Below are 21,424 nucleotides of genomic sequence, written 5' to 3'. Positions count from 1 at the left end.
AAACACATTGTTCAGGTGCGCCGAATTGTGTTGCCGGATTATAGGCATTTATTTGCAAGTCTGCCGAACCCACAATTCGCACCATTCGAATTTACTTTCGCGCTTTGCGCCGTTTCGATATGGATGCATTTAAACGTTCGACGCAGTGGAATCTTGCCGATCTGGCTTTGCCGGAGGTCGCGGCCGATGCTGCGCCCGCAGTTGCCCCGGCGGTTGTTCCGGCAGTTGTTCCCGACGCCACGCCCGAAGCCGCGCCAGCCGCGCGCCGTCTGGCCGCCGCGCCTGCGCCGAAGGCCCGCGCCAAGGCGGCGATCGACGTGAATGAGGTGACGATCGAAGGCCACGCGCAGGACATCGTATTGCGGCTTTATCGTCCGCAGGGCGCGACCAATCTGCCGGTGTTGCTTTATTTTCATGGCGGCGGCTTTGTGCGCGGCACGCTCGACGACGCCGAATCGGCCAGCCGCTATTTCGCAGAACGCTTACCGGCGCTGGTCGTTTCCGTCGGCTATTCGCTCGCACCGCAGTTTCCATTTCCGGCTGCGCCTGAAGACGCACATCGCGCGGCGCTCTGGGTGCTCACCCGCGCGCGCGCTTTTGGCGGCAGTACGAAGCGCATTGTCGCGGCAGGGCACGACGCGGGCGGCCAGATCGCCAATGTGCTCGCATTTATCGGACGCGATCGCGGCGACGTAAAACTCGCGGCGCAAGCATTGTTCGCGCCGATGCTCGACCCGAGCCTCACGCGCCTGGGCGACGAAGCGCGCCTCGCTTCCGATATTTCCGCGAGCGAATGCGCGGCCTGCTATCGCGCGTACCTGCCCGAAGCGGCGCAGCGCATGCACCCTTATGCCGCGCCGCTGGAATGCACGCGTCTGGCGGGACTGCCGCCCACGTTCATCGTCACCGCACAAAACGACGTACTGCATATCGAAGCGGAAAAGTACGCCACGCGCCTGATCGAAGCCGGTGTACGCACCCATGTGGTGCGTTACCCCAGCGTCTCGCACGCGCAGATTGGCGCGCATCCGGAAGCGCTTGCCGAAGCCGTGCGCTTTTTCCGCTGCTGTTTCGAAGCCGGCACGCCTGCCTAGCGGATGCCGCGCGCGCCCAAGATCGACATTAACAAACAAAAACCACTCACTATTCTGGAGCCCGCCATGTCACTCAACTCGCAATCCCGTACGCGCATAGCGCTATCGGTGGCCGCTGTACTCGTCGTCGCGGGCCTCGGCACCGTGGGCGCGATGCGCCTGGACACCCACACCGCCGTGGCCGCCGAAGCGCCGCCCGCGCCCGAAGTCGATGTCGCTGCCGTCGTGAAGCGCAATATCACCGACTGGCAGTCCTACTCGGGCCGTCTCGCGGCTGTCGAAAAGGTCGATGTGCGCCCGCAGGTGTCGGGCACGATCGTCTCGGTGAATTTCCGCGACGGCGCACTCGTGAAGAAGGGCGACACGCTGTTCGTGATCGATCCGCGCCCGTATCAGGCCGCGGTCGACCAGGCCGCCGCGCAACTGGCCGCCGCGCAGGCGCGCACGGGTTACGCGACGAGCGACTGGGAGCGCGCACAGCGCCTGATCGGCGATAACGCCATTGCCAAACGCGATTACGACGAGAAGCAGAACGCCGCGCGCGAAGCGAGCGCGAACCTGAAGGCCGCGCAAGCCGCGCTCGAAGCCGCGCAGATCAACCTGGGCTTCACGCGCATCGTCGCGCCCGTTTCGGGCCGCGTGTCGCGCGCCGAGATCACCGTCGGCAACGTGGTGTCCGCGGGCGCAAGCGCGCCGCCGCTCACGACGCTGGTGTCCGTGTCGCCGATCTACGCGGAATTCGACGCCGACGAACAGACCTACCTCGACTACATCAGCCGCATGAAGGATGGCTCAAAGGTACCGGTGGACCTGGGTCTCGCGAACGAAACGGGTTACTCGCGCCAGGGCACGATCGAATCGGTCGATAACCGGCTCGATACCTCGTCGGGCACGATCCGCGTGCGTGCGCGCTTCGATAACGCTGACGGCGCGCTGGTGCCGGGCCTCTACGCGCGTATCAAGGTGAGCGGCAGCGCGCCCCATCCGGCGCTGCTGGTCGACGAAGCGGCCATCGGCACCGACCAGGACAAGAAGTACGTCTATGTGGTCGACGGCGCGGGCAAGGTGGCGTATCGCAATGTGCAGATCGCGGGCCAGCAGGGCAACCTGCGCGTGATCGTGGACGGCCTGCAGGCGGGCGACCACGTCGTGGTGAACGGCACGCAGCGCGTGCGTCCGGGCGAGGCCGTGCGCTCGCATATGGTGCCGATGAACGGCGACCCCGACGGCAACGCCGCGTCGGCCATGGCGACGCAGCCTCAGGCCAAGGACGCAAAGACTTCCTGAAGCGCGGCGTTTCGCAGGCAGCGTAGTCGCAGGGCGAAGTGCGCAGCCTGCGCGATCCTCGCATCCAGTTAGTCATCCGAATCAAAGAGCGACCCATGAACATATCGAAATTCTTCATCGACCGGCCGATCTTCGCGGGCGTGCTGTCCGTGCTGATCCTGCTGGCCGGCGTGATCGCGCTGTTCCAGTTGCCGATCTCCGAGTACCCCGAGGTCGTGCCGCCCTCGGTGGTCGTCCACGCGCAATATCCTGGCGCGAACCCGAAGGTGATCGCCGAAGCGGTGGCCGCGCCGCTCGAAGAGCAGATCAACGGCGTCGAGAACATGCTGTACATGCAGTCGCAGGCCAATAGCGACGGCAATCTCACGCTCACCGTCACGTTCCGTCTGGGCACCGACCCGGACAAGGCCACGCAGCTCGTGCAGAACCGCGTGAACCAGGCGTTGCCGCGTCTGCCAGAAGACGTGCAGCGTCTGGGCATCACGACCATCAAGAGCTCGCCGACGCTCACGATGGTGGTGCACCTGATCTCGCCGAACAATCAGTACGACATGACGTATCTGCGCAACTATGCGCTGCTCAACGTCAAGGATCGCCTGTCCAACATCCAGGGCGTGGGCGAGGTGCAGTTGTGGGGTTCGGGCGACTACGCCATGCGCGTATGGCTCGACCCGCAGAAAGTGGCGCAGCGCAATCTCACCGCGCAGGACGTGGTCAACGCGATTCGCGAGCAGAACGTGCAGGTGGCGGCCGGTGTGATCGGCGCATCGCCTAGCGTGCCTGGCACGCCGTTGCAGCTGAACGTGAACGCGCGCGGCCGTCTGCGTACGGAAAGCGAATTCGGCGACATCATCGTCAAGACCAATGCCGACGGCGGCGTGACCTACCTGCGCGATATCGCGCGGATCGAACTCGCGGCTTCGGAATATGGCCTGCGTTCGCTGCTCGATAACAAGCCCGCCGTGGCGCTCGCGATCAACCAGGCGCCGGGTGCGAACTCGCTCGCGATCTCGGAGCAGGTTCGCGCGGCGATGAAAGACCTCAAGCAGGACATGCCCGCAGGCGTGGACTACAAGATCGTCTATGACCCGACGCAGTTCGTGCGCTCCAGTATCGAGGCGGTGATTCACACGCTGCTCGAAGCGATTGCACTGGTCGTGATCGTGGTGATCGTGTTCCTGCAAACGTGGCGCGCGTCGATCATTCCGCTGATCGCTGTGCCGGTGTCGATCGTCGGGACGTTCTCGCTGTTGCTGGCGTTCGGGTTCTCGATCAATGCGCTGTCGCTGTTCGGCATGGTGCTCGCAATCGGCATCGTGGTGGACGATGCGATCGTGGTGGTGGAAAACGTCGAGCGCAATATCGCAAGCGGTTTGTCCGCGCGCGATGCGACGTATAAAGCCATGCAGGAAGTGAGCGGGCCGATTATCGCCATCGCGCTCACGCTCGTGGCCGTGTTCGTGCCGCTCGCGTTCATGAGCGGCCTCACGGGTCAGTTCTACAAGCAGTTCGCCATGACCATCGCCATTTCGACGGTGATCTCGGCGTTCAATTCGCTCACGCTTTCGCCTGCCTTGTCGGCGCTCTTGCTGCGCGGTCACGATGCGAAGGAGGACTGGCTCACGCGTGGCATGAACCGTGTGCTGGGCGGCTTTTTCAAGCGCTTCAACAAGGTCTTCCACCGCGGCTCGGAAAGCTACGGGCGCGGCGTGAACGGCGTGCTGCGCCGCAAGGGCGCAATGCTCGTGGTCTATGTCGTGCTGCTGGGCGCGACGGTGTTGATGGGGCGCATCGTGCCGGGCGGCTTCGTGCCCGCGCAGGACAAGGAGTATCTGATCGCCTTCACGCAGTTGCCCAACGGCGCATCGCTCGACCGCACGGAAACCGTGATCCGCGAGATGAGCGCGATCGCGCTCAAGCAGCCTGGCGTGGAAAGCGCCGTGGCGTTCCCGGGTCTTTCGGTGAACGGCTTCACGAATAGTTCGAGCGCGGGCATTGTGTTCGTCACGCTCAAGCCGTTCAAGGAGCGCAAGGGCAAGGCGCTGTCGGCGGGAGCGATTGCGGGCGCGCTGAACCAGCAGTACGGCGCGATCAAGGACTCGTTTATCGCCGTGTTCCCGCCGCCGCCGGTGCTCGGTCTCGGTACGCTCGGCGGCTTCAAGATGCAACTGGAGGATCACGGTGCGCTCGGCTACGAGGAGCTCAACCGCGCGACCCAGGACTTCGTGAAGCGCGCGTCGCAGACGAAGGAACTGGGGCCGACGTTCTCGAACTATCAGATCAACGTGCCGCAGCTCAATGTCGATCTCGACCGCACCAAGGCCAAGCAGCTTGGCGTGCCGGTGACGGACGTGTTCGACACGATGCAGATTTACCTCGGCTCGCTCTATGTGAACGACTTCAACCGCTTCGGGCGCGTCTACCAGGTGCGCGTGCAGGCCGATGCGCCGTTCCGCCAGAAGGCCGACGACATCCTGCAATTGAAGACGCGCAACGCTGCAGGCGACATGGTGCCGCTCTCGTCGCTCGTGACGGTCTCGCCCACGTACGGCCCCGAAATGGTGGTGCGTTACAACGGCTACACCGCAGCCGACATCAACGGCGGCCCCGCACCGGGTTACTCGTCGGGCCAGGCGCAGGCGGCGGCGGAACGTATCGCGGCTGAAGTGCTGCCGCGCGGCGTGAAGTTCGAATGGACTGACCTCACGTATCAGCAGGTGCTCGCGGGCAATGCCGGCGTGTGGGTGTTCCCGATCAGCGTGTTGCTGGTGTTCCTCGTGCTGGCTGCGCTGTACGAAAGCCTGACGCTGCCGCTCGCGGTGATCCTGATCGTGCCGATGAGCGTGCTGTGCGCGCTGACCGGCGTGTGGCTCACGCAGGGCGACAACAACATCTTCACGCAGATCGGCTTGATGGTGCTGGTGGGGCTGGCTTCCAAGAACGCCATCCTGATCGTGGAATTCGCGCGTGAACTGGAGCATGACGGCCATACGCCGCTGTCGGCGGCGATCGAGGCGAGCCGTCTGCGTCTGCGTCCGATTCTGATGACGTCGATCGCCTTCATCATGGGTGTGGTGCCGCTCGTGCTGTCGTCGGGCGCGGGTTCGGAAATGCGTCACGCGATGGGCATTGCGGTGTTCTTCGGCATGCTGGGCGTGACCGCATTCGGCCTGCTGCTCACGCCGGTGTTCTACGTGGTGCTGCGCACGCTCGCGGGCGGCAAGATCCACGTCGCGCAGAAGAACAATGCACGTCATCCGGCAAGCACGGTGGATGCGTAAGAAGGGATGATCAAGATGACTAACTATTCATTCTCGCAAAGCATGAACAGCCCGTTGTGGCGGCGCACGCGTCTCGCGCTGGGCGTGGCGCTGTTCGCATGGCTCGCGGCGTGCTCGGTCGAGCCGACCTACAAGGTGCCCGACGCGGGCGTGCCGAAGGCCTACAAGGAAGCGCCCCTGCAAACGCAGGGCCAGACGTCGGGCCAGGCACAGGCCGACCAGCCGCTCGGCCCGCACGACACCGGTTCGTGGACGGCCGCGCAGCCCGCCGACGACGCGCACCGCGGCCAGTGGTGGACGGTGTTCGGCGACCCGACGCTCAATCAGCTCGAAGATCAGGCGCAGGCCGCCAACCAGGACCTGAAGGCGGCCGCCGCGCGCGTGCAGCAGGCGCGCGCCGTGACGCAGGCGGCGCGTGCGTCGTGGTTCCCGTCGATCGATGCGGGCTTTGGGCCGACCTACGAGCACGCTTCGCCGGCTTCGCAGTATCTGCCGCAGAACACCCAGGTGCCGACGCAGACGCTCTGGCGTGCGCAGGGCACGGCGAGCTACGAGGCGGATCTGTTCGGCCGTGTCAGCTCGAACGTGAATGCGGCGCGTTCGGACGCGCAGCAAAGCGAAGCGCTGTTCCGTTCCGTGCAGTTGTCGCTTCAGGCCGATGTCGCGCAGAACTACTTCCAGTTGCGCCAGTTCGATAGCGATATCGATTTGTACCGCCGCACTGTGACGCTGCGCGAGGACGCGCTCAAGCTCGTCGAGCGCCGCTTCAAGGAAGGCGATATCAGCGAGCTGGACGTTTCCCAGGCGCGCAACGAACTCGCGAGTGCGCGCGCCGATGCCGTGGGCGTGGCGCGTCAGCGCGCGGCTTCGGAACATAGCCTGGCGATCCTGCTCGGCAAGGCGCCTGCGGACTTTACGTTCGCGCAGACGCCGCTCGTGCCGGTGACGGCGCGCGTGCCGGCAGGTCTGCCGTCGACACTGCTCGAACGCCGCCCCGACATCGCCGCCGCCGAGCGCGCGATGGCCGCCGCGAACGCGCGCGTGGGTCTCGCGAAATCGGCGTTCTTCCCGAAGCTCGATATCACGGGCGCGTTCGGCTACGAGTCGACGACCCTGGGCGACCTGTTCATGTGGTCGAGCCGCGCGTTCTTCCTCGGGCCGCTCGCGGGCACGGCGCTCACGGTGCCGCTGTTCGACGGCGGCCGCCGCAAGGCCAACCTCGCCCAGGCGCGTGCGAAGTACGACGAGGATGTCGCGCAGTATCGCCAGCAGGTGCTGGTGGCGTTCCGCGAAGTCGAGGACAACCTCTCCGATCTGCGCCTGCTCGACGACCAGATCCGCGAGCAGAACGATGCCGTGAACGCGTCGCAGCGCGCGGCGCATCTCTCGCGCACGCAGTACGAGGAGGGCGAGGTGAGCTACCTGAACGTGATCGATAGCGAACGCTCGGTGCTGGTCTCGCAGTTGCAGGCAAGCCACCTGGAAGGCTCGCAGGCCGTGGCGACGGTCAACCTGATCCGCGCGCTGGGCGGCGGCTGGGGCGATGCGAAGCCCGCCGCGCAGCCGGACGGCGCGCCGCCGCCTGCACCGCTCGCGTCGCGGTAAGTGCGATAAGCGATCGCTAATCGCTGCGTTGCTGTGCCTTCGCGGCTGGCCGGTATGCCATTGCATATCGCCAGCCGCGATTTCATTTGCGTAAACGATTCGTAGCCTGCCCGCACGCGCGCCACTATCATCGTTCGATCGAAGCTGGAGCGGATAGCGCGTTTGCACCGCGCCGCCCCGGCACCGCGCAACTCATTCGGGAACGCAGGCATGAACGATCCACGGCCGCCGCAGGCGCACCTTCCATCGACGACACACACGACGCAGGCGACGCGGGAAACCCGCGATGCGCCTCTCGCGACGCTGATCGAGGCCTTGCGCGCGAGCGCCGCGCGCCGCGACCTGGCAGGCGGCCACGCCGCCGCCGAAAAACAGTGGATCGCCGACGCGGGGCTGCTTGCGCTCGCGGTGCCGCACGAGTTCGGCGGCCGCTTCGGCAAGGACGGCACGCGCTGGGGCACGCTCTACGAGACGATCCGCACGATCGCCCGCGTCGATAGCGCGCTGGCGCATCTGCTCGGCTTCCAGTTCCTGCAGGTCGCGACGGTCGATCTCTGGGGCAACGCCGCGCAGCGCGCGAACTGGCTGCAAGGCACCGTCGAGCATCGGTGGTGGTGGGGCAATGCCGTCAATCCGCTCGATACGCGTCTCATTGCGCAGGCCGACGATGCGCAAGGCAAGGGTGGCTGGCGATTGCACGGCAAGAAAGGCTTCTGCTCGGGCACCACGGGCTCGCAGATGATGACCGTGAGCGGGCACGACCCTGCCACCGGCAACCCCGTGTTCGCGGTCGTGCCGACCACGCGTGCGGGCATCACCGTGCATGACGACTGGGATCCGATCGGCCAGCGCCAGACCGATAGCGGCACGGTCTCGTTCGACGCCGTCGAAGTGCATCCCGCCGAAGTGCTGCATCGCCCCGATACGCCGCGTGCGTCGCTGCGCACGCTGGTGTCGCAACTCGTGCTGACGAACCTGTTCGTCGGCATTGCGCAAGGCGCGCTGGAAGAGGCGCGCGAGTATGTGCTGGCCAATGGCCGGCCGTGGGTCAATTCGGGCGTGCAGCGCGCGGCCGATGATCCTTACCTCCAGCAGCGTTTCGGCGAAATGCGCATCAAGGCGCTTTCTGCGGCCGTGCTGGCCGATCGCGCCGCCGCGATTCTCGACGCCGCCTGGGAGCAGGGCGATGCGCTCGACGCCGCGACGCGCGCCGAAGTTTCGCTCGCGGTGTCCGAAGCGAAGATCGTGGCGCATCGCGCGGCGCTCGACGCGGGTGAGCAACTCTTCGACGCCTGCGGGGCGCGCGCCACCAACGCCGCGCTCGCGCTCGACCGCTTCTGGCGCAACGCGCGCGTGCATACGCTGCACGATCCGCTCGACTACCGGCTACGCGACGTGGGGCGCTTTACGCTCTTGAGAGAGCTGCCGCAGCCGACGCTGTACACTTAAGGGATCGATCGCGCGCGCGCTTTAAATCGACGTTAATCGGCTTCAGTCCGCTTTAGTCCGTTTCGAATTGCTGTAAACGCCACCTCGCCGCGCGCATTTCACCCCTTCGAGGATCGCACCGTTGGAGTTCCGCTTACCGACCACGGCGACGGCGCCGTTTTGTCCTTCCGAAGTACAAGGCAGCGTGGCGGTGTCGCCGCGCGCGCCGTTCTGGAAGAAGCTCCTGCAATTCGCCGGGCCGGGCCTGCTGGTCTCGATCGGTTACATGGATCCCGGCAACTGGGCCACCGATATCGAGGCGGGTTCGAAGTACGGTTACAACCTGCTGTTCGTCGTCGTGCTGTCGAGCCTCGCGGCGATGGCGCTGCAATGCCTGGCGATGCGCCTTGGCATCGTCACGGGCCGCGATCTCGCCGAACTGTCGCGCGAGCGCTACAGCAAACCCGTCGTGCTGGGCCAATGGGCGCTGGCCGAACTCGCGATCATCGCCTGCGATCTCGCCGAAGTGCTGGGCGGCGCGCTCGCGTTTCATTTGCTGCTGGGCTGCTCGCTGATGTGGGGCATTGCGCTCACGGCGTTTGACACGATCATCGTGCTCGGCCTGAAGGGCAAGAACTTCCGCACGCTCGAAGCAATCATGGCGGGCCTGATCGCCACCATCGGGCTGGGTTACGTGATCGAGCTGGCGCTCGTGAAGCCGCACTGGCCCTCGGTGTTCGCGGGCGCGCTGCCGTCGTGGCACGCGCTTGCCGGGCAGGAGCCGCTGTATCTGGCCATCGGCATCCTGGGCGCGACGGTCATGCCGCACAACCTCTATCTGCATTCGTCGATCGTGCAGACGCGCGCCGTGAAGCGCGACGATGCGGGCATCGGCCAGGCGATCGGGCTATCGCGCATCGACACCATCGTTTCGCTGGTGCTCGCGCTGCTCATCAATGCGGCGATCCTGATTCTTGCCGCTGCGGCGTTTCACGCGACGGGCCACACGGGCGTGACCGAAATCGAGGATGCCTACAAGCTGCTCGCTCCCATCGTCGGCAGCGGCGCGGCGGCCGTGCTGTTTGCGGTGACGCTGCTGGCTTCGGGGCAAAGCTCCACGTTCACGGGCACAGTGGCGGGCCAGGTCGTCATGGAAGGCTTCCTGCGCATGAAGATCCCCTGCTACCAGCGGCGCCTCATCACGCGCGTACTGGCGCTGATTCCGGCTTTCATCGGCGTGTGGTGGCTGGGCAACGGCGCGGTGGGCAAACTGCTGGTCGCAAGCCAGGTGGTGCTGAGCCTGCAACTGCCGTTCGCGCTCTGGCCGCTGATCCGCATGACGAACGATCATGCCCTGATGGGCAAGTTCGTGAACCGGCTGCCGACGCGGCTGATCGCATGGCTGCTGTTCGCCGTGATCACGGCGGCGAACCTGTGGCTGGTCTGGCAGACCTTCCTGGGGAACTGATGCGGGAATGGAAACAGGCGGGATGGTGAAGCGCGGGCGGTACTGAATGCGCTTCGCCGTCCGGCCCTCTGTGGAGCGCCGGACGGCTTCGCGTCTAGGTCTCTTTGCTGCTGCGTCCGGTTGACCGGATCTTGGCTCTCCTACGCTTACGCAGCCTCGGCAATGCCGTCCGGCGTTTCCACCGGAAGGTTGCTCTCGGTCTGCTCTGCGCCCCGTCGCGCTGCAGCCGCCTTCTTCGTCTTGCCGGCGCGCGAAGGCGGCTGGCATGCACCACACACGACGTTGTGCTGCAGGTCGTGTTTGTGCGCGACGAACTTACCGCCACAACGGCAGCAAGGCGTCATCTGCAGAATCTCCGCATCGAAAAAGCGCACCAGGGTCCACGCACGCGTGAGGTCGAGCACCGGCTCGGTCCCGCTGTGGCGGCAGTGTTCCAGATACAGCCGGAACCCCTTGGTGAGCGCGTCGAGATGCGAGCAACGCGCTTCGTTCTTGAGGAACAGGTACGTGTTGTAGAACAACGAGGCGTGGATGTTGGCCAGCCACGTCATGTACCAGTCCGCCGAGAACGGCAACATACCCTTGGGCGGCGATACGCCGCGGATCTCGCGGTACAGACGGATCATGCGGTCGCGCGAAAGCGAAAGCTCGCTCTCCAGCACCTGCATCCGTGCACCCAGCTCGATCAACGCGATCGCGCGAAAAACTTCCTGCGCGTCTTCGGTGAGGCTGCGGCGGTTCGTCGTCATGACCCGTCCCTCAGGCGAATTGCACAGCCGGCTGACCTGCAAGCAGGATCGCCGCGTGAGTGGCCGCCACGTCGGCATGCCGGGTCGTCTGCGTCAGAGCGGACAACATGGCATGGTCGTCGAAGCGGAAAAGACAAAGAAGCTGGTCGGAAGCAGCCAGCTTGACGATCTGTGCGAGTGACAGACCAGCAAGCAAATCAGCCAGTTCCGACGACAGGCCCAGGCGGAACATCCCGACCGGCTTGTCCTCGCGCAGCATGCGCTGTGCGAGCATCAGGTACGACAAATTAATTTCGCGGATTGAATCCAGCGTCTCGCTGCTACGGTCCATTTCTCTCTTTTCCGAAGCCCCGATTAACCCCCCGGCATTTGCTGCCGTTGTAACTTTTTTGGCTCTTGCGTCGGTCCACTCATTCACGGTGGCGCCTGACTCTTTGATACAACGTGTTACAACTCGTAACACGTTGGAGCGAATTGTATGAGGACTAATCTCAGAAATCAATCCCTTCGCAAAAAAATAATGCCGCTGTTACAAATAATTTCGGTAACTTTTTCTGCGGATTCAAGACGCTTCTGTGACAGTCGACAGCAAAGCCTTACGGGTCGGGGTGTTTGCCGAAAAAGCCCATGAAATCAGGGTTTTCGGGGTGTTGTCGATGCATGCGCAACGGGTCGGAAAAGACTGCTGCGCCAGGATATGCCGATTAAACGGTTTGAAAGGAATTACGTTGACAGGTAAGAAGTACCCAGTGTTTTGTTAATACATATGAGGATTAATCTGTAACTAACGTTTCGACCCCGTGTAACTGGCTTTGTCAAGTTGTGACAAAGCAGATACATCTGCGGTGTGTTGACGCGCTTTTTACCGGTGCTCGTTTACGCGTATATGTAATTGGCATGAAAACAACAGTACGGGCGGGCAAATTCGCCGTCTTTTTTGTATCGCAACGTGATATGAAGTGGCCGGGATCCGCGCCGTGTCTGAGGGAGCGCGTCCTGCCGGTTGCCGGGAGCACTTTGTAACAGTGCGGACGGGCTCCGCGTGTTGCTGGCGCCCTTGAGCATTAATCCCGCGTGAGGCGCAATGCTTCGGCGGTTTGCGTATCGGCGGGGAAGAATGCTTCGATGGCCAGTTCGGAAAGCGTGATATCCACCGGCGTGCCGAATACCGTCGTGGTGCTGTAGAACGACAGATCACCGCTGGCGGTGCGCACACGCAGCGGCACCGCAATGTGGTGCCGCATGGGCTCCACCTTGGCGGCCTCGGCACCGGGCGGCGCGGGGTAGGCCGCGAGTTCGTCATGAAGCTCGATGAGCGTGCGATCTGCGCTCGCCTCGATCTGGCGCTGCAGTCTCGCAAGCAGATGCGCGCGCCAGGCGTGCCAGTTGAGGATGCGCGGCGCGATCCCCTCGGGATGCAGCGAAAGGCGCAGCGCGTTGACAGGCGCGCTCAGCAGCGCAGGCGAAACGTCGCCGATCAGCGGCGCGAGCGCGCCGTTCGACGCAACGATATTCCAGTGCCGGTCTACGGCAAGCGCGGGGTAAGGTTCGTGGCCACGCAACACGAGTTCGACTGCCTCGCGCGCTGCCGTCAATTGGGGATCGTCCAGCGCGCGCTCGCGATAGAGCGGCGCGTAGCCCGCCGCGACCAGCAACGCGTTGCGTTCGCGTAACGGCACGTCGAGGCGTTCGGCCAGGTGCATCACCATTTCGCGGCTGGGCGTGGCCCGGCCCGATTCGACGAAGCTCAGGTGGCGTGTCGAGATTTCGGCTTCGGTTGCGAGCAGCAACTGGCTCATGCGCCGACGCATGCGCCATTCACGCAACAACTCGCCGACGCTGCGCCGGCTGTCACTGGCGGCCAGCGCGATGGCGGCAAACGGCGTGGGAGTGAGTGTGCTCATGTCGCCGATTCTAGCGAAACCGTGCGCTGGATCCATTACCCCGGACGTCATGTGCGTTGCACCACAGACGCCTTGGATGCAGGCGCTTAGCGTCGCGCAGCGCAGTCATGTCGGCATTCGTACGGATATAACAAAACCGTGCAAAAGAACGCTAAAGACGATTGCGCAAGCTGCTTACCGGTCGACTTTTGATCGCCTAGAATCTAATCCTCACACTCTGTCTGGCGGCTTGGCGAAGGAGACGGCCATGAGGGAAACGGTTGCTGCTTATCTGCTGGGCCCGGCCGTGATGGTGCTGGTGTGCGCGGTATCGTGGGCCATTTCGCGTCGCAGCCGGGGCGCGATCGAGCAGCGTGTGACGCGTTGGCTCGATGGCCGCCGTCCACACGGCATGCGCCACAAGCATTGAGCGTGCCTGGGTTCCATTTATATGTAGAAAGTAGCCGGCGCGGGTAAACGCGCAGCCAAAGCGTGGCCACATTGACCGTTCGATGTCGCGCCATATATGTCGTAGTGCGAAGCAATATGCCTTGCGCCAGGCGCGGCATGTTCGCGCCAGGTTCCTCCTTTGCCGATTCTTTCTTGCTCAGGTAATCCACTACGCCGGGGAACTGTGGGGCGCGTCCACGGTCATTGCGTAATTGCAAACCGGAGCCCTTCATGACCCGTCCCGCCGATTCCCTCATTATCTTCATCGCCCGACTCGCGCTCGCGATACTGTTTCTCTGGGGCGGCGCCATGAAGCTTTTGGGGTACGCGGGGTTTGTCGGCTACCTGCACGCGCATAACGTGCCCTATGCGCAGGTCGCTGCGCCTGTCGCCACCGCCGTCGAATTGCTTGGTGGTCTCGCGCTCGTGTTTGGCGTACGCACGCGTTTCGTCGCTTTCGTGCTGGCCGTGTACGCTGTCGTGACGGCGGTACTTGGGCACGATTTCTGGAACGTCACCCAGGCCGCCCTGCAGCAGGATGCCGTCGTGCACTTCTGGAAGAACGTCGCGATCGCCGGTGGTTTCCTGCTGCTGACGGTAACGGGCGCGGGACGTGCTTCTATCGATGGACTGCGCGCGCCGCGCGGCGGTTTCGGCGGCTGAAACCCCGGTTCGTCGCGCAGGTCGATCACAGACACGATCCATTGAATCCACACGAAACAGGGAGCCGGCTTTGATACAAAATTTCGACTTCAACGTGGGCGGCAAGACGGGGCAGTTCTGCGCGAGTCTCGCCGAAGACGGCACGCGCCGCGTGCTGATCAGCACCGCCGATACGGCGACGACGCTGGTGATCCTCGATGCCACGGGCCTGCTTGGCACGCTCAAGGCGGAACTGGAGGAGCCGGACAAGTTGATCGCTCACGCTATCCGCAAGGCGCAGAACGACGGACTCATCGAGCGTGCCTTGAGCACCGGTGCGATTCAGGAGACGTCGCTTTAAGCAGGCAATGCGCGTAGTTTTAGAAGAAAAAATGGCTCCGCAAGGAGCCATTTTCGTTTTCGTCAGAGGAGAGGCGGTGTACTGCATGGGGCGCTGCTTTACATCAGCGTGACGTCTTCATGCGCGGTTCAGCCGCCGGGCTTGGCGACGAATGTGCAATATCGGCGCGCATCGTCCACGCGAGACACGCGGCGACGAACAGGAGCGCAGCGGAAATCGCTGCATCGGCATGCAGGCCGCCGACTACCTCGGCTGCCGCGCCGCCGCCCGTGAGTGCGCCGAACGCCGCCACGCCCACCGCGCCGCCCGCCTGGCGCGCCGTGTTCAAGAGCGCCGATGCGGTGCCCGCGCGGGCGGGCTCGACCGAACTGAGCACCGTGGTCGTCATGGCGGGCACTGCGAGCCCCATGCCGCTCGGGATCAGCAGAAAGGCGGCCAGTAAGGCGACGAGCGGCGTGCCCGCATCGACGGGAATCAGCAGCGCGTAACCCAGCCCCGCTACCAGCGCGCCGCCGATCATCGGCAGGCGCGTGCCGAAGCGCGCCACGACGTGGCCGCTGGCGATATTGGAGAGCAGGAAGCCGCCCGTGAGCGGGATGAACGTGAGGCCCGCCTGCAAGGCCGTCTGGCCGCGTGCGTGCTGGAGAAACAGCGCGAGCACGAACACGGTGCCGTAATAAGTCAGGTTCACGCAGATGCCGAACACGACCGCCGCGCTGAAGGTGTGATTGCGCAGCATGCCGAGCGGCAGCATCGGGTCTGCCGTGCGGGCTTCCTGTGCGACAAAAGCCACGCCCGCGACTATGGCGAGCAGCAGGCCGCCCCAGATCGCCCAATGCGAGAAGCCGAGCGGCCGCCATTCGATCACCGCGCCCGTGAAGGCCGTGAGTGCGACCACGGCGAGCAATTGGCCGCGCACGTCCAGGCTGCGCGGGCGCTGGGGCGCGGGAGCCGTTACAGCAGCCTTGTTGGCGTTGCCGGTGTTGGACGACTTCGCCGGAATCCACGCGAGCGTCGCGGCCAGTCCCAGCGCGCACAGCGGCAGGTTCACGAGAAAAATGCTGCGCCAGCCGAATGCCGCGATCAGCAACCCGCCCGCGACCGGCCCGGCCGCAATCGAGATTGCGCCCGCTGCTGTCCAGAAGCCCACGGCGCGGGCGCGTAGCGAGCGTTCGTGACGGCAGGCGTCGTTGAGCAGGGCGAGTGAATTCGGCAGCATCGCGGCCGCGCCTGCGCCTTGCAGCGCGCGGGCGGCGATCAGCAGCGCGGGATTTGGCGCGAGCCCGCAGGCCAGCGACGCCAATGCAAACACGACGAGGCCGATCGCGTACATGCGCCGCGCGCCATAGCGGTCGCCAAGCACGCCGCCCGAAAGCATCAGCACCGCGAAGGCGAGCGTATAGGCATCGACGATCCATTGCAGGCGCGCGACGCTCGCGTGCAGATCGGCGGCGATGCGCGCGAGCGCGATATTGACGATGGTGACGTCGAGTTGGGTGACGACAAAGCCCACGCTGACCGTCCCGACGATGCGCATGAGCGCAGGCGTGAACGGGACGTGCTGGAGCGGTGGGGCGGCGGGCGGAGTGGGGTGTGCGGGGTTCATGCGTCTTATGTTAGGACGCGGGTTGCGGCGACGTTTCGGCCTGGCGTGAAAGGTGGAATCGTGGATCCGGCGGCGCGAACAAAAAACGGCGCCGGATCGTTGATCGGGCGCCGTTTTCAGGCCGACGAGAACGCGCTAACGGATCAGGCTTCCCGCACCGGATCCTTGAAGAACAGCGTGGTCAGCGCGCCCAGCACGCAGATCGCGGCGACGTAGTACGTCGGCGCGAGCGGCTGCGATTTCATCATCAGCGCGACGACGATCGGCGTGAGGCCGCCGAACACCGCGTAGGCGACGTTGTACGAGAACGAGATGCCCGAGAAGCGCACCACCGGCGGGAACGCGTTGACCAGCACGAAGGGCACCGCGCCGATCGTGCCCACCAGCAAACCGGCCAGGGCGTAGAGCGGCACCAGCATCGAACTATCGACGGCCATCTGGCGGAACAGCACGTAGTACGAGATCGCGAGCGCCACGCCGCCGATCGACAGGACGCGCCGCGCGCCGAAGCGGTCGGATAGCGCGCCTGAGCTGATGCAGCCCACGGTCAGGAACACCGTGGCGACGCAGTTGGCGAGCAGCGACGTGGTGGCGTCCAGATGGAACTGCTTTTGCAGCAGCGGCGGCGTCATCAGGATCACGACGACGATGGCGGCGGAGAGCATCCACGTGAGCAGCATCGACACGATCACGGCGCGGCCATGGTCGCGCAGGACGGCCTTGAGCGGAATTTCATCGGCGAGCGACTTGCGCGCCTGCATTTCCGCGAAAACCGGCGTTTCGTGCAGCCAGCGGCGCAAATACACCGAAAACAGGCCGAAAACGCCGCCAATCAGGAAAGGTATGCGCCACGCATACGAGGCGATTTCCGTCGGCGCGAAGTGATGATTGACCGCCGCCGCGATCAGTGAACCCAGCAGGATGCCGAACGTGAGGCCCGCCGTCAGCGTGCCGCAGGCGTAGCCGGTGTGACGGCGCGGCACGTGTTCGGAGACGAACACCCACGCGCCCGGCACCTCGCCGCCCACGGCCGCGCCTTGCAGCACGCGCAGCGCGAGCAGCAGGACGGGCGCGAGCGCGCCGAGCGTCGCGTAGGTGGGCAGGCAGCCCATCGCGAGCGTGGGCAGCGCCATCAGCAGCACGGAGAGCGTGAACATGCGCTTGCGGCCCAGCAGGTCGCCGAAGTGCGCCATGACGATGCCGCCGAGCGGGCGCGCAAGGTAGCCCGCGGCAAAGATGCCGAAGGTCTGCAACTGGCGCAGCCAGTCGGGAATCGCGGCCGGGAAGAACAACTGGCCGATCGCCGGAGCGAAGAACACGAAGATGATGAAGTCGTAGAACTCAAGCGCACCGCCGAGAGCGGCGAGGCCGAGCGTCTTGTAGTCGCCGCGCGTGAGCGCGCGCGCCGGGGCGCTCGCGCGAGCGCCCAGATCCGTTGCCTGCATTTCCGAAATATCCGAAGACCGTGAAATTGTTATCGATGTCGATTTGAAGCCGGATTGAAGCCCGTCAGGACGGGGTCAGGGCCGGATCAAAGTCGATTGGCGTCACGCGGGCGCTCGCGCGGATTGCGCGTCGGGCGGCGGCGGTCGGAAGGCGGGCGCGGGTGGGCACGGGGAACGACGCACGCGGGGCCGGGTAGGCCGAGGTAGGGGCGCGCGTCGATGACTTCTAGCCAGCCGGCGATTTTACAGGAAGCCGACGACGCGCCAGGCGAGGCGAGACTTTCGCCACGCGTGCCGGCTCATTGACGCAAACGCGTGAATCCGATTCGGGGTGCGGCAATTCAGACTCCTCTGATGGGCGGCCTTTGCACTTCTCCACAGAATTGCATGCTCCTTACATGGGAGGTTTCTTTATGCGTATCGCGATTCTTCAGCGCGACGCCACCCAGCGCGGCCAGATCGAACGTGCGCTTGCCCAGAGCGGGCACGCGTGCTTGCCGTTCAGCGACGGCATCATGCTGGCCAAGGCGCTGGCCGCTTCCACGGTCGACATGCTTGTGCTCGACTGGCAGGGCACGCGCTTTTCGGGCGTAGACCTGCTCAAGACGGTGCGAGCCGTGAACGGCAACCGGATTCCGGTGCTGTTTGCATCAGAGGACGCCTCCGACGACAGCGTGGTGCGCGCGTTTTCCGTCGGCGCCGACGACTACGTGAGCCTGCCCATCGGCGCGACGGTGCTGCGCGCGCGCGTGAACGCGCTGCTGCGCCGCGCCTTCCCCGAGCGCTACGACGTGCCGATGCTCGACGCTGGGCCTTATCACTTCGATATGTCTCACCAGTCGCAAACCCATGCTGGACGCGGGCTGTTTATCACTTGTTCAAAATTCGTTCAAAACCTGTCAGCTTAATCAAGACCGCCAATCGTCCGAATGTCATAGAATCGTCGACGGTATGAGTCAGCCAAACAAAGAGAAACGGGGGATTGGAATGCCAGAGATCGAGACTGTTGCAGAAGGAAGTGCGTCGCCGACGTGTGGGATCATCATGCCTCTATCTGCGATCGATGGATGCTCGCCAAGCCATTGGGGGGACGTACAGGCAATCATTAAAGAAAGTGTTGAAGTTATTGCGAATCCAAAATTTTCCGCTCGGATGGTCAGCGATGCGGATGATGTTGGTGTCATTCAGAAGCGCATCGTTTCAAACATTTATTTGAGCGACGTCGTGGTTTGTGACGTTAGCGGCAAAAACCCTAACGTGATGTTCGAACTTGGGATGCGATTGGCGTTTGATCGACCTGCGGTGATCATCAAAGATGATAAGACTTCGTATTCTTTCGACACTGGTGTTATCGAGCATCTCACCTATCCGAGAGACTTGCGATACACGACGATGCAGTCATTCAAGCAGCAACTTGCAGACAAAGTCGTTTCGACCTATCAGAAGTCTAAGGACGATCCTGCACATAGCACGTTTCTAAAAAACTTCGGCACTTTCAAAGTGGCCAACTTGCACACCGAGGAAGTTCGTTCGGACGAGTTGTTGATGTCTACGATGGAGCAGATACAAGCTCAAATGCAGCGGCTAACAAATAAGGTTGACCGCATTGGATTTGGGGGTTCAGAAAGCGTTCTTTCTGCAGCTAGGCGCCTGATCAAGCGCGAAAGAGAGACTATGGGAGAAGACAGTTGGCTGCGCGCTCGTTCGGACGAGAGTTTCGCAAAGTATATTGCAGAGAATCTTCGCAGGGAGTACCCACAGCGGGATGTTGACGCAGTTGTCGATAGAGCGATGCGTATGGTGGCCGAGCAATAAGAAGTATTCAGGTGATCGGTGGCCCAATCTTGGGCCCCGCGAAGTGTTAGCTCTGTGTGATGACGATGAGCGCCATGATTTGTTCGTTAGCCGTTTTCGATACGCACCTTCAGCGGCTCCAGTCCTCTGGAATTGGCATACAGATCGGCGCTGGCGTCGGTCAGATGGCCGAGCAATGTCTTGGTATCGACGCCGCCTTGCTCAAGATAAAGGCGTTTTGAGAGGCTACGGATTTCGTGAAACGTCGGCGCGTTGTTGTCCGGTATGCCGGCAAGGCGCCGCGCGTCGGTGAATTTCTCCGAGATCGTTTTGAGCTTGATGGGACTTCCCTTGGGCGCTGCCGGGTTACCCCGAATGTGGTGGATGAGGTATTTGCTCACGACCCCCGAGGCGCGACAGCGCGCGATCACATCGGCCAGCGACATGCCGATTGCATTCATGCGCAGTTCGTTCGGGATCGCGATGCGCACGCCGGTCTTTGCGCGCGTCAGCACAGACTCGCTACCGGTGCTGAACGATCGCTCCCAGCGCCCGATCGTGGATCGATCCTGCCCGGAGACGAGCGCGAGCAGCATGGCGTTCTGCAGCCAGAGCGCCACGTCAGGTGCCTTCGCGAAAATTGCGTTGAATGCTTCGAGCGACAGGCGCTGCCGCTGCACCTTCACCTCTGGGCGCTCGGTGGGATCGGCCGGGTTCTTGTCCATCCAGCCGAGTGCCATGCCTTTTCGGCAAACAGCGCGAACTCGGCTGCGCACCTGGAGCGCCATGCGCATTGCACCGCGCGCCTCGATCGCTGTGAGCATTTCAGCAACGTGCTTCGTCGTCAGTGCTTCGCAACGGATTTCGCCGAGCGCTTCACGAATCGCCTTGTCGAGATACTTTCGCGCCTGCACAGTGTTTGCTTTCTTTCCGACAGGCATGCGCGCGAGCAGATCAGTGATGGTCTCGCTGTGCATTGAGATCCTTTCGGCCAAGCGTTTTGACGGTTCTAACTCCTTGAGTTTCGCGTTGGTCTCGACCACCTCAAAGATGGCCTGTTCCAACGGCATGCGTCCAAGCGCTGTCGACTTGCCGCTGCGCGGGTCGCGCCAGACGTAGTAGCCTGGGCGCGGCTCGTGCAGATTCTCGGGCCAGTTGGCCCGACGTCGGATCCTTGGCCTAGCTGCCATAACCGAATACCTTGTGAACGAGTCGTGAAGTCGGCACGCCATTGCGGAATACCGCTTTGTCGTCGACGTAGTACGAACGGCCAACCTTTTCAGGTGCCGGAAAGATCTTGCGGTCTTTAATCCACTGGCGCGCCGTGCGGATGGCGGGCGGCGGATCGAATTCGCGCTTAAGCCACTCGTCAAGTCGGATCTTCATTGCTCGATACCCCTTCCTTGTTGCGTGTTGCCTTGTTGGTGCACATCTATGGGGGCGCGGTTACCAATCCGGGCCCAATCCTTGCGGGCCGCCAAGGCTCGAATCTTGCGTGCTATTGGGTGTCTAAATTCACACCCAGCGTTTTGTGGGGCAGGTTTCGAACCATGGCTAACCGAACACTTCACTTTGGCAAGCAAGAATTTAAGATCACTGCGGTTTCGAGCGGCCTCGGTCGCTGGATCGCTCAAATTGAGCACTTCGACCACTCTGTTGGAAATGCAGCCGTCCACATTGGAGAGATCCAATCGGAATTCGGGACGGTCGCGGAAACACTGGACGCTGGCGCGCGCGTTTGCACTGACATCGCAACGCGCTTCCAACTTCACTGAACGCGCTGTGCGGATCACGATTCACCTCCAGCGTTCGCTTCGGCGCGAGCCGCTTCTTTGCGCTTGAGGTAGTCGTCGAGCTGGGCGAGATACTCGTCGTGCGTCGGGCCGTCGGCCACGGTGAGCCAGTGCTCGAATCCAGAGCCATAGCCGCCTGATACCGAGTGTGTCGACAGATCGTCTGCAGCAACCCGGTTCGACAGGTTGAACAGCACGTCCGACAGCTCGCGCATGCTGTCGGCCTGAACATCAAGGTGGAACACGATGGCGCGCTGCGGCGCATCGGATGCGCGGTCGCGCGCCGCACGCAATTCAGCGATCAGCGCGAGCACGGTGGCGGGCTGCATGGCTTCGAGATATGCCTCGACGCCGTTTCCAAAGATCAGATCCGGCCACTTATCCTTCGGGTGATTGGTCGGCTCGATCACGCGCACCGTGTTGCCCTTGTCGCGCGCCATCACCCGACGCCAGCTATTGCTGGTGTGGATCTTCCATTCGCCTTGCGGCGCGGCTTTGGCGAGCGCTTCAAGCTTGTCCAGATCGGTCATTGCCCAAC

At 63.5% G+C, this 21,424-nt stretch carries 19 protein-coding genes; 11 read left to right on the top strand and 8 right to left on the bottom strand.

Annotation, left to right across the window (positions count from 1 at the left end; genetic code table 11):
• Positions 1-119: 119 nt before the first annotated feature.
• From BBA01S_RS14715 to BBA01S_RS14690, 6 genes are all read left to right on the top strand, one after another.
• Positions 120-1,094 (top strand): alpha/beta hydrolase, encoded by a 975-nt coding sequence (locus BBA01S_RS14715; protein WP_084162165.1) that lies wholly within the window; start codon positions 120-122, stop codon positions 1,092-1,094.
• 66 nt (positions 1,095-1,160) lie between these two features.
• Positions 1,161-2,381, top strand: coding sequence for an efflux RND transporter periplasmic adaptor subunit (locus tag BBA01S_RS14710; protein ID WP_027817118.1), 1,221 nt, complete (start codon positions 1,161-1,163; stop codon positions 2,379-2,381).
• Between the two features lie 95 nt (positions 2,382-2,476).
• Positions 2,477-5,662 carry an efflux RND transporter permease subunit gene (locus BBA01S_RS14705; RefSeq protein WP_027817117.1) on the top strand — a complete coding sequence of 1,062 codons (3,186 nt, stop codon included), beginning with the start codon at positions 2,477-2,479 and terminating at the stop codon, positions 5,660-5,662.
• 42 nt (positions 5,663-5,704) lie between these two features.
• On the top strand, positions 5,705-7,267 hold the full coding sequence (locus tag BBA01S_RS41340) for an efflux transporter outer membrane subunit (protein WP_042297214.1): 1,563 nt from the start codon (positions 5,705-5,707) through the stop codon (positions 7,265-7,267).
• 210 nt (positions 7,268-7,477) lie between these two features.
• Positions 7,478-8,716 carry an acyl-CoA dehydrogenase family protein gene (locus tag BBA01S_RS14695; RefSeq protein ID WP_027817116.1) on the top strand — a complete coding sequence of 413 codons (1,239 nt, stop codon included), beginning with the start codon at positions 7,478-7,480 and terminating at the stop codon, positions 8,714-8,716.
• Positions 8,717-8,837: 121 nt separating this feature from the next.
• On the top strand, positions 8,838-10,163 hold the full coding sequence (locus tag BBA01S_RS14690) for an Nramp family divalent metal transporter (protein ID WP_027817115.1): 1,326 nt from the start codon (positions 8,838-8,840) through the stop codon (positions 10,161-10,163).
• Between the two features lie 146 nt (positions 10,164-10,309).
• Here BBA01S_RS14690 and flhC read toward each other — a convergent pair whose 3' ends face one another.
• From flhC to BBA01S_RS14675, 3 genes are all read right to left on the bottom strand, one after another.
• The gene (gene flhC, locus BBA01S_RS14685) at positions 10,310-10,912 is read right to left on the bottom strand and encodes a flagellar transcriptional regulator FlhC (protein WP_027817114.1); all 603 of its coding nucleotides are present in this window, start codon (positions 10,910-10,912) and stop codon (positions 10,310-10,312) included.
• A 10-nt stretch (positions 10,913-10,922) separates the two neighbouring features.
• Entirely contained in the window at positions 10,923-11,243 is a 321-nt protein-coding gene (gene flhD, locus BBA01S_RS14680; RefSeq protein ID WP_027817113.1) for a flagellar transcriptional regulator FlhD, read from the bottom strand.
• Between the two features lie 733 nt (positions 11,244-11,976).
• Positions 11,977-12,816: a helix-turn-helix domain-containing protein gene (locus tag BBA01S_RS14675; protein WP_245641499.1), complete on the bottom strand. Its 840-nt coding sequence runs from the start codon at positions 12,814-12,816 to the stop codon at positions 11,977-11,979.
• Between the two features lie 247 nt (positions 12,817-13,063).
• Here BBA01S_RS14675 and BBA01S_RS47555 point away from each other — a divergent pair, with 247 nt between their 5' ends.
• The 3 genes from BBA01S_RS47555 (at position 13,064) to BBA01S_RS14660 (ending at position 14,248) form a co-directional block, all read left to right on the top strand.
• On the top strand, positions 13,064-13,225 hold the full coding sequence (locus tag BBA01S_RS47555; RefSeq protein WP_167336017.1) for a hypothetical protein: 162 nt from the start codon (positions 13,064-13,066) through the stop codon (positions 13,223-13,225).
• A 251-nt stretch (positions 13,226-13,476) separates the two neighbouring features.
• A complete protein-coding gene (locus BBA01S_RS14665; protein ID WP_027817111.1) occupies positions 13,477-13,908 on the top strand; it encodes a DoxX family protein in 432 nt (143 codons plus the stop codon).
• 70 nt (positions 13,909-13,978) lie between these two features.
• Positions 13,979-14,248 carry a hypothetical protein gene (locus BBA01S_RS14660; protein WP_027817110.1) on the top strand — a complete coding sequence of 90 codons (270 nt, stop codon included), beginning with the start codon at positions 13,979-13,981 and terminating at the stop codon, positions 14,246-14,248.
• Positions 14,249-14,351: 103 nt separating this feature from the next.
• Here the strand turns inward: BBA01S_RS14660 and BBA01S_RS41330 are convergent, their stop codons facing one another.
• On the bottom strand, positions 14,352-15,854 hold the full coding sequence (locus tag BBA01S_RS41330) for an MFS transporter (RefSeq protein WP_084162163.1): 1,503 nt from the start codon (positions 15,852-15,854) through the stop codon (positions 14,352-14,354).
• A gap of 143 nt (positions 15,855-15,997) precedes the next feature.
• Positions 15,998-17,299 (bottom strand): MFS transporter, encoded by a 1,302-nt coding sequence (locus tag BBA01S_RS14650; protein ID WP_027817109.1) that lies wholly within the window; start codon positions 17,297-17,299, stop codon positions 15,998-16,000.
• A 413-nt stretch (positions 17,300-17,712) separates the two neighbouring features.
• On the opposite strand from BBA01S_RS14650, the gene BBA01S_RS41325 reads away from it, so the two are divergent.
• Positions 17,713-18,207 (top strand): response regulator transcription factor, encoded by a 495-nt coding sequence (locus BBA01S_RS41325; RefSeq protein ID WP_052391759.1) that lies wholly within the window; start codon positions 17,713-17,715, stop codon positions 18,205-18,207.
• Positions 18,208-18,250: 43 nt separating this feature from the next.
• Positions 18,251-19,114, top strand: coding sequence for a hypothetical protein (locus BBA01S_RS45175; protein ID WP_156965954.1), 864 nt, complete (start codon positions 18,251-18,253; stop codon positions 19,112-19,114).
• 86 nt (positions 19,115-19,200) lie between these two features.
• Here the strand turns inward: BBA01S_RS45175 and BBA01S_RS41315 are convergent, their stop codons facing one another.
• The 3 genes from BBA01S_RS41315 to BBA01S_RS14620 all read right to left on the bottom strand — a co-directional run bounded on the left by BBA01S_RS41315 (position 19,201) and on the right by BBA01S_RS14620 (position 21,416).
• Complete coding sequence (locus BBA01S_RS41315) at positions 19,201-20,283, bottom strand: phage integrase central domain-containing protein (RefSeq protein ID WP_167336016.1); 1,083 nt, start codon at positions 20,281-20,283, stop codon at positions 19,201-19,203.
• Positions 20,273-20,479 (bottom strand): excisionase, encoded by a 207-nt coding sequence (locus BBA01S_RS14630; protein ID WP_027817108.1) that lies wholly within the window; start codon positions 20,477-20,479, stop codon positions 20,273-20,275. Before BBA01S_RS14630 ends, BBA01S_RS41315 begins: the two co-directional genes overlap by 11 nt.
• Positions 20,480-20,882: 403 nt before the next feature.
• Positions 20,883-21,416, bottom strand: coding sequence for a hypothetical protein (locus tag BBA01S_RS14620; protein ID WP_027817106.1), 534 nt, complete (start codon positions 21,414-21,416; stop codon positions 20,883-20,885).
• Positions 21,417-21,424: the final 8 nt, after the last annotated feature.

Source organism: Paraburkholderia bannensis NBRC 103871, from assembly GCF_000685015.1.
Lineage (GTDB): Bacteria > Pseudomonadota > Gammaproteobacteria > Burkholderiales > Burkholderiaceae > Paraburkholderia > Paraburkholderia bannensis.
The sequence above is the reverse complement of the archived record's forward strand: the minus strand, read 5'-3'. Positions and strand labels throughout refer to the sequence as shown.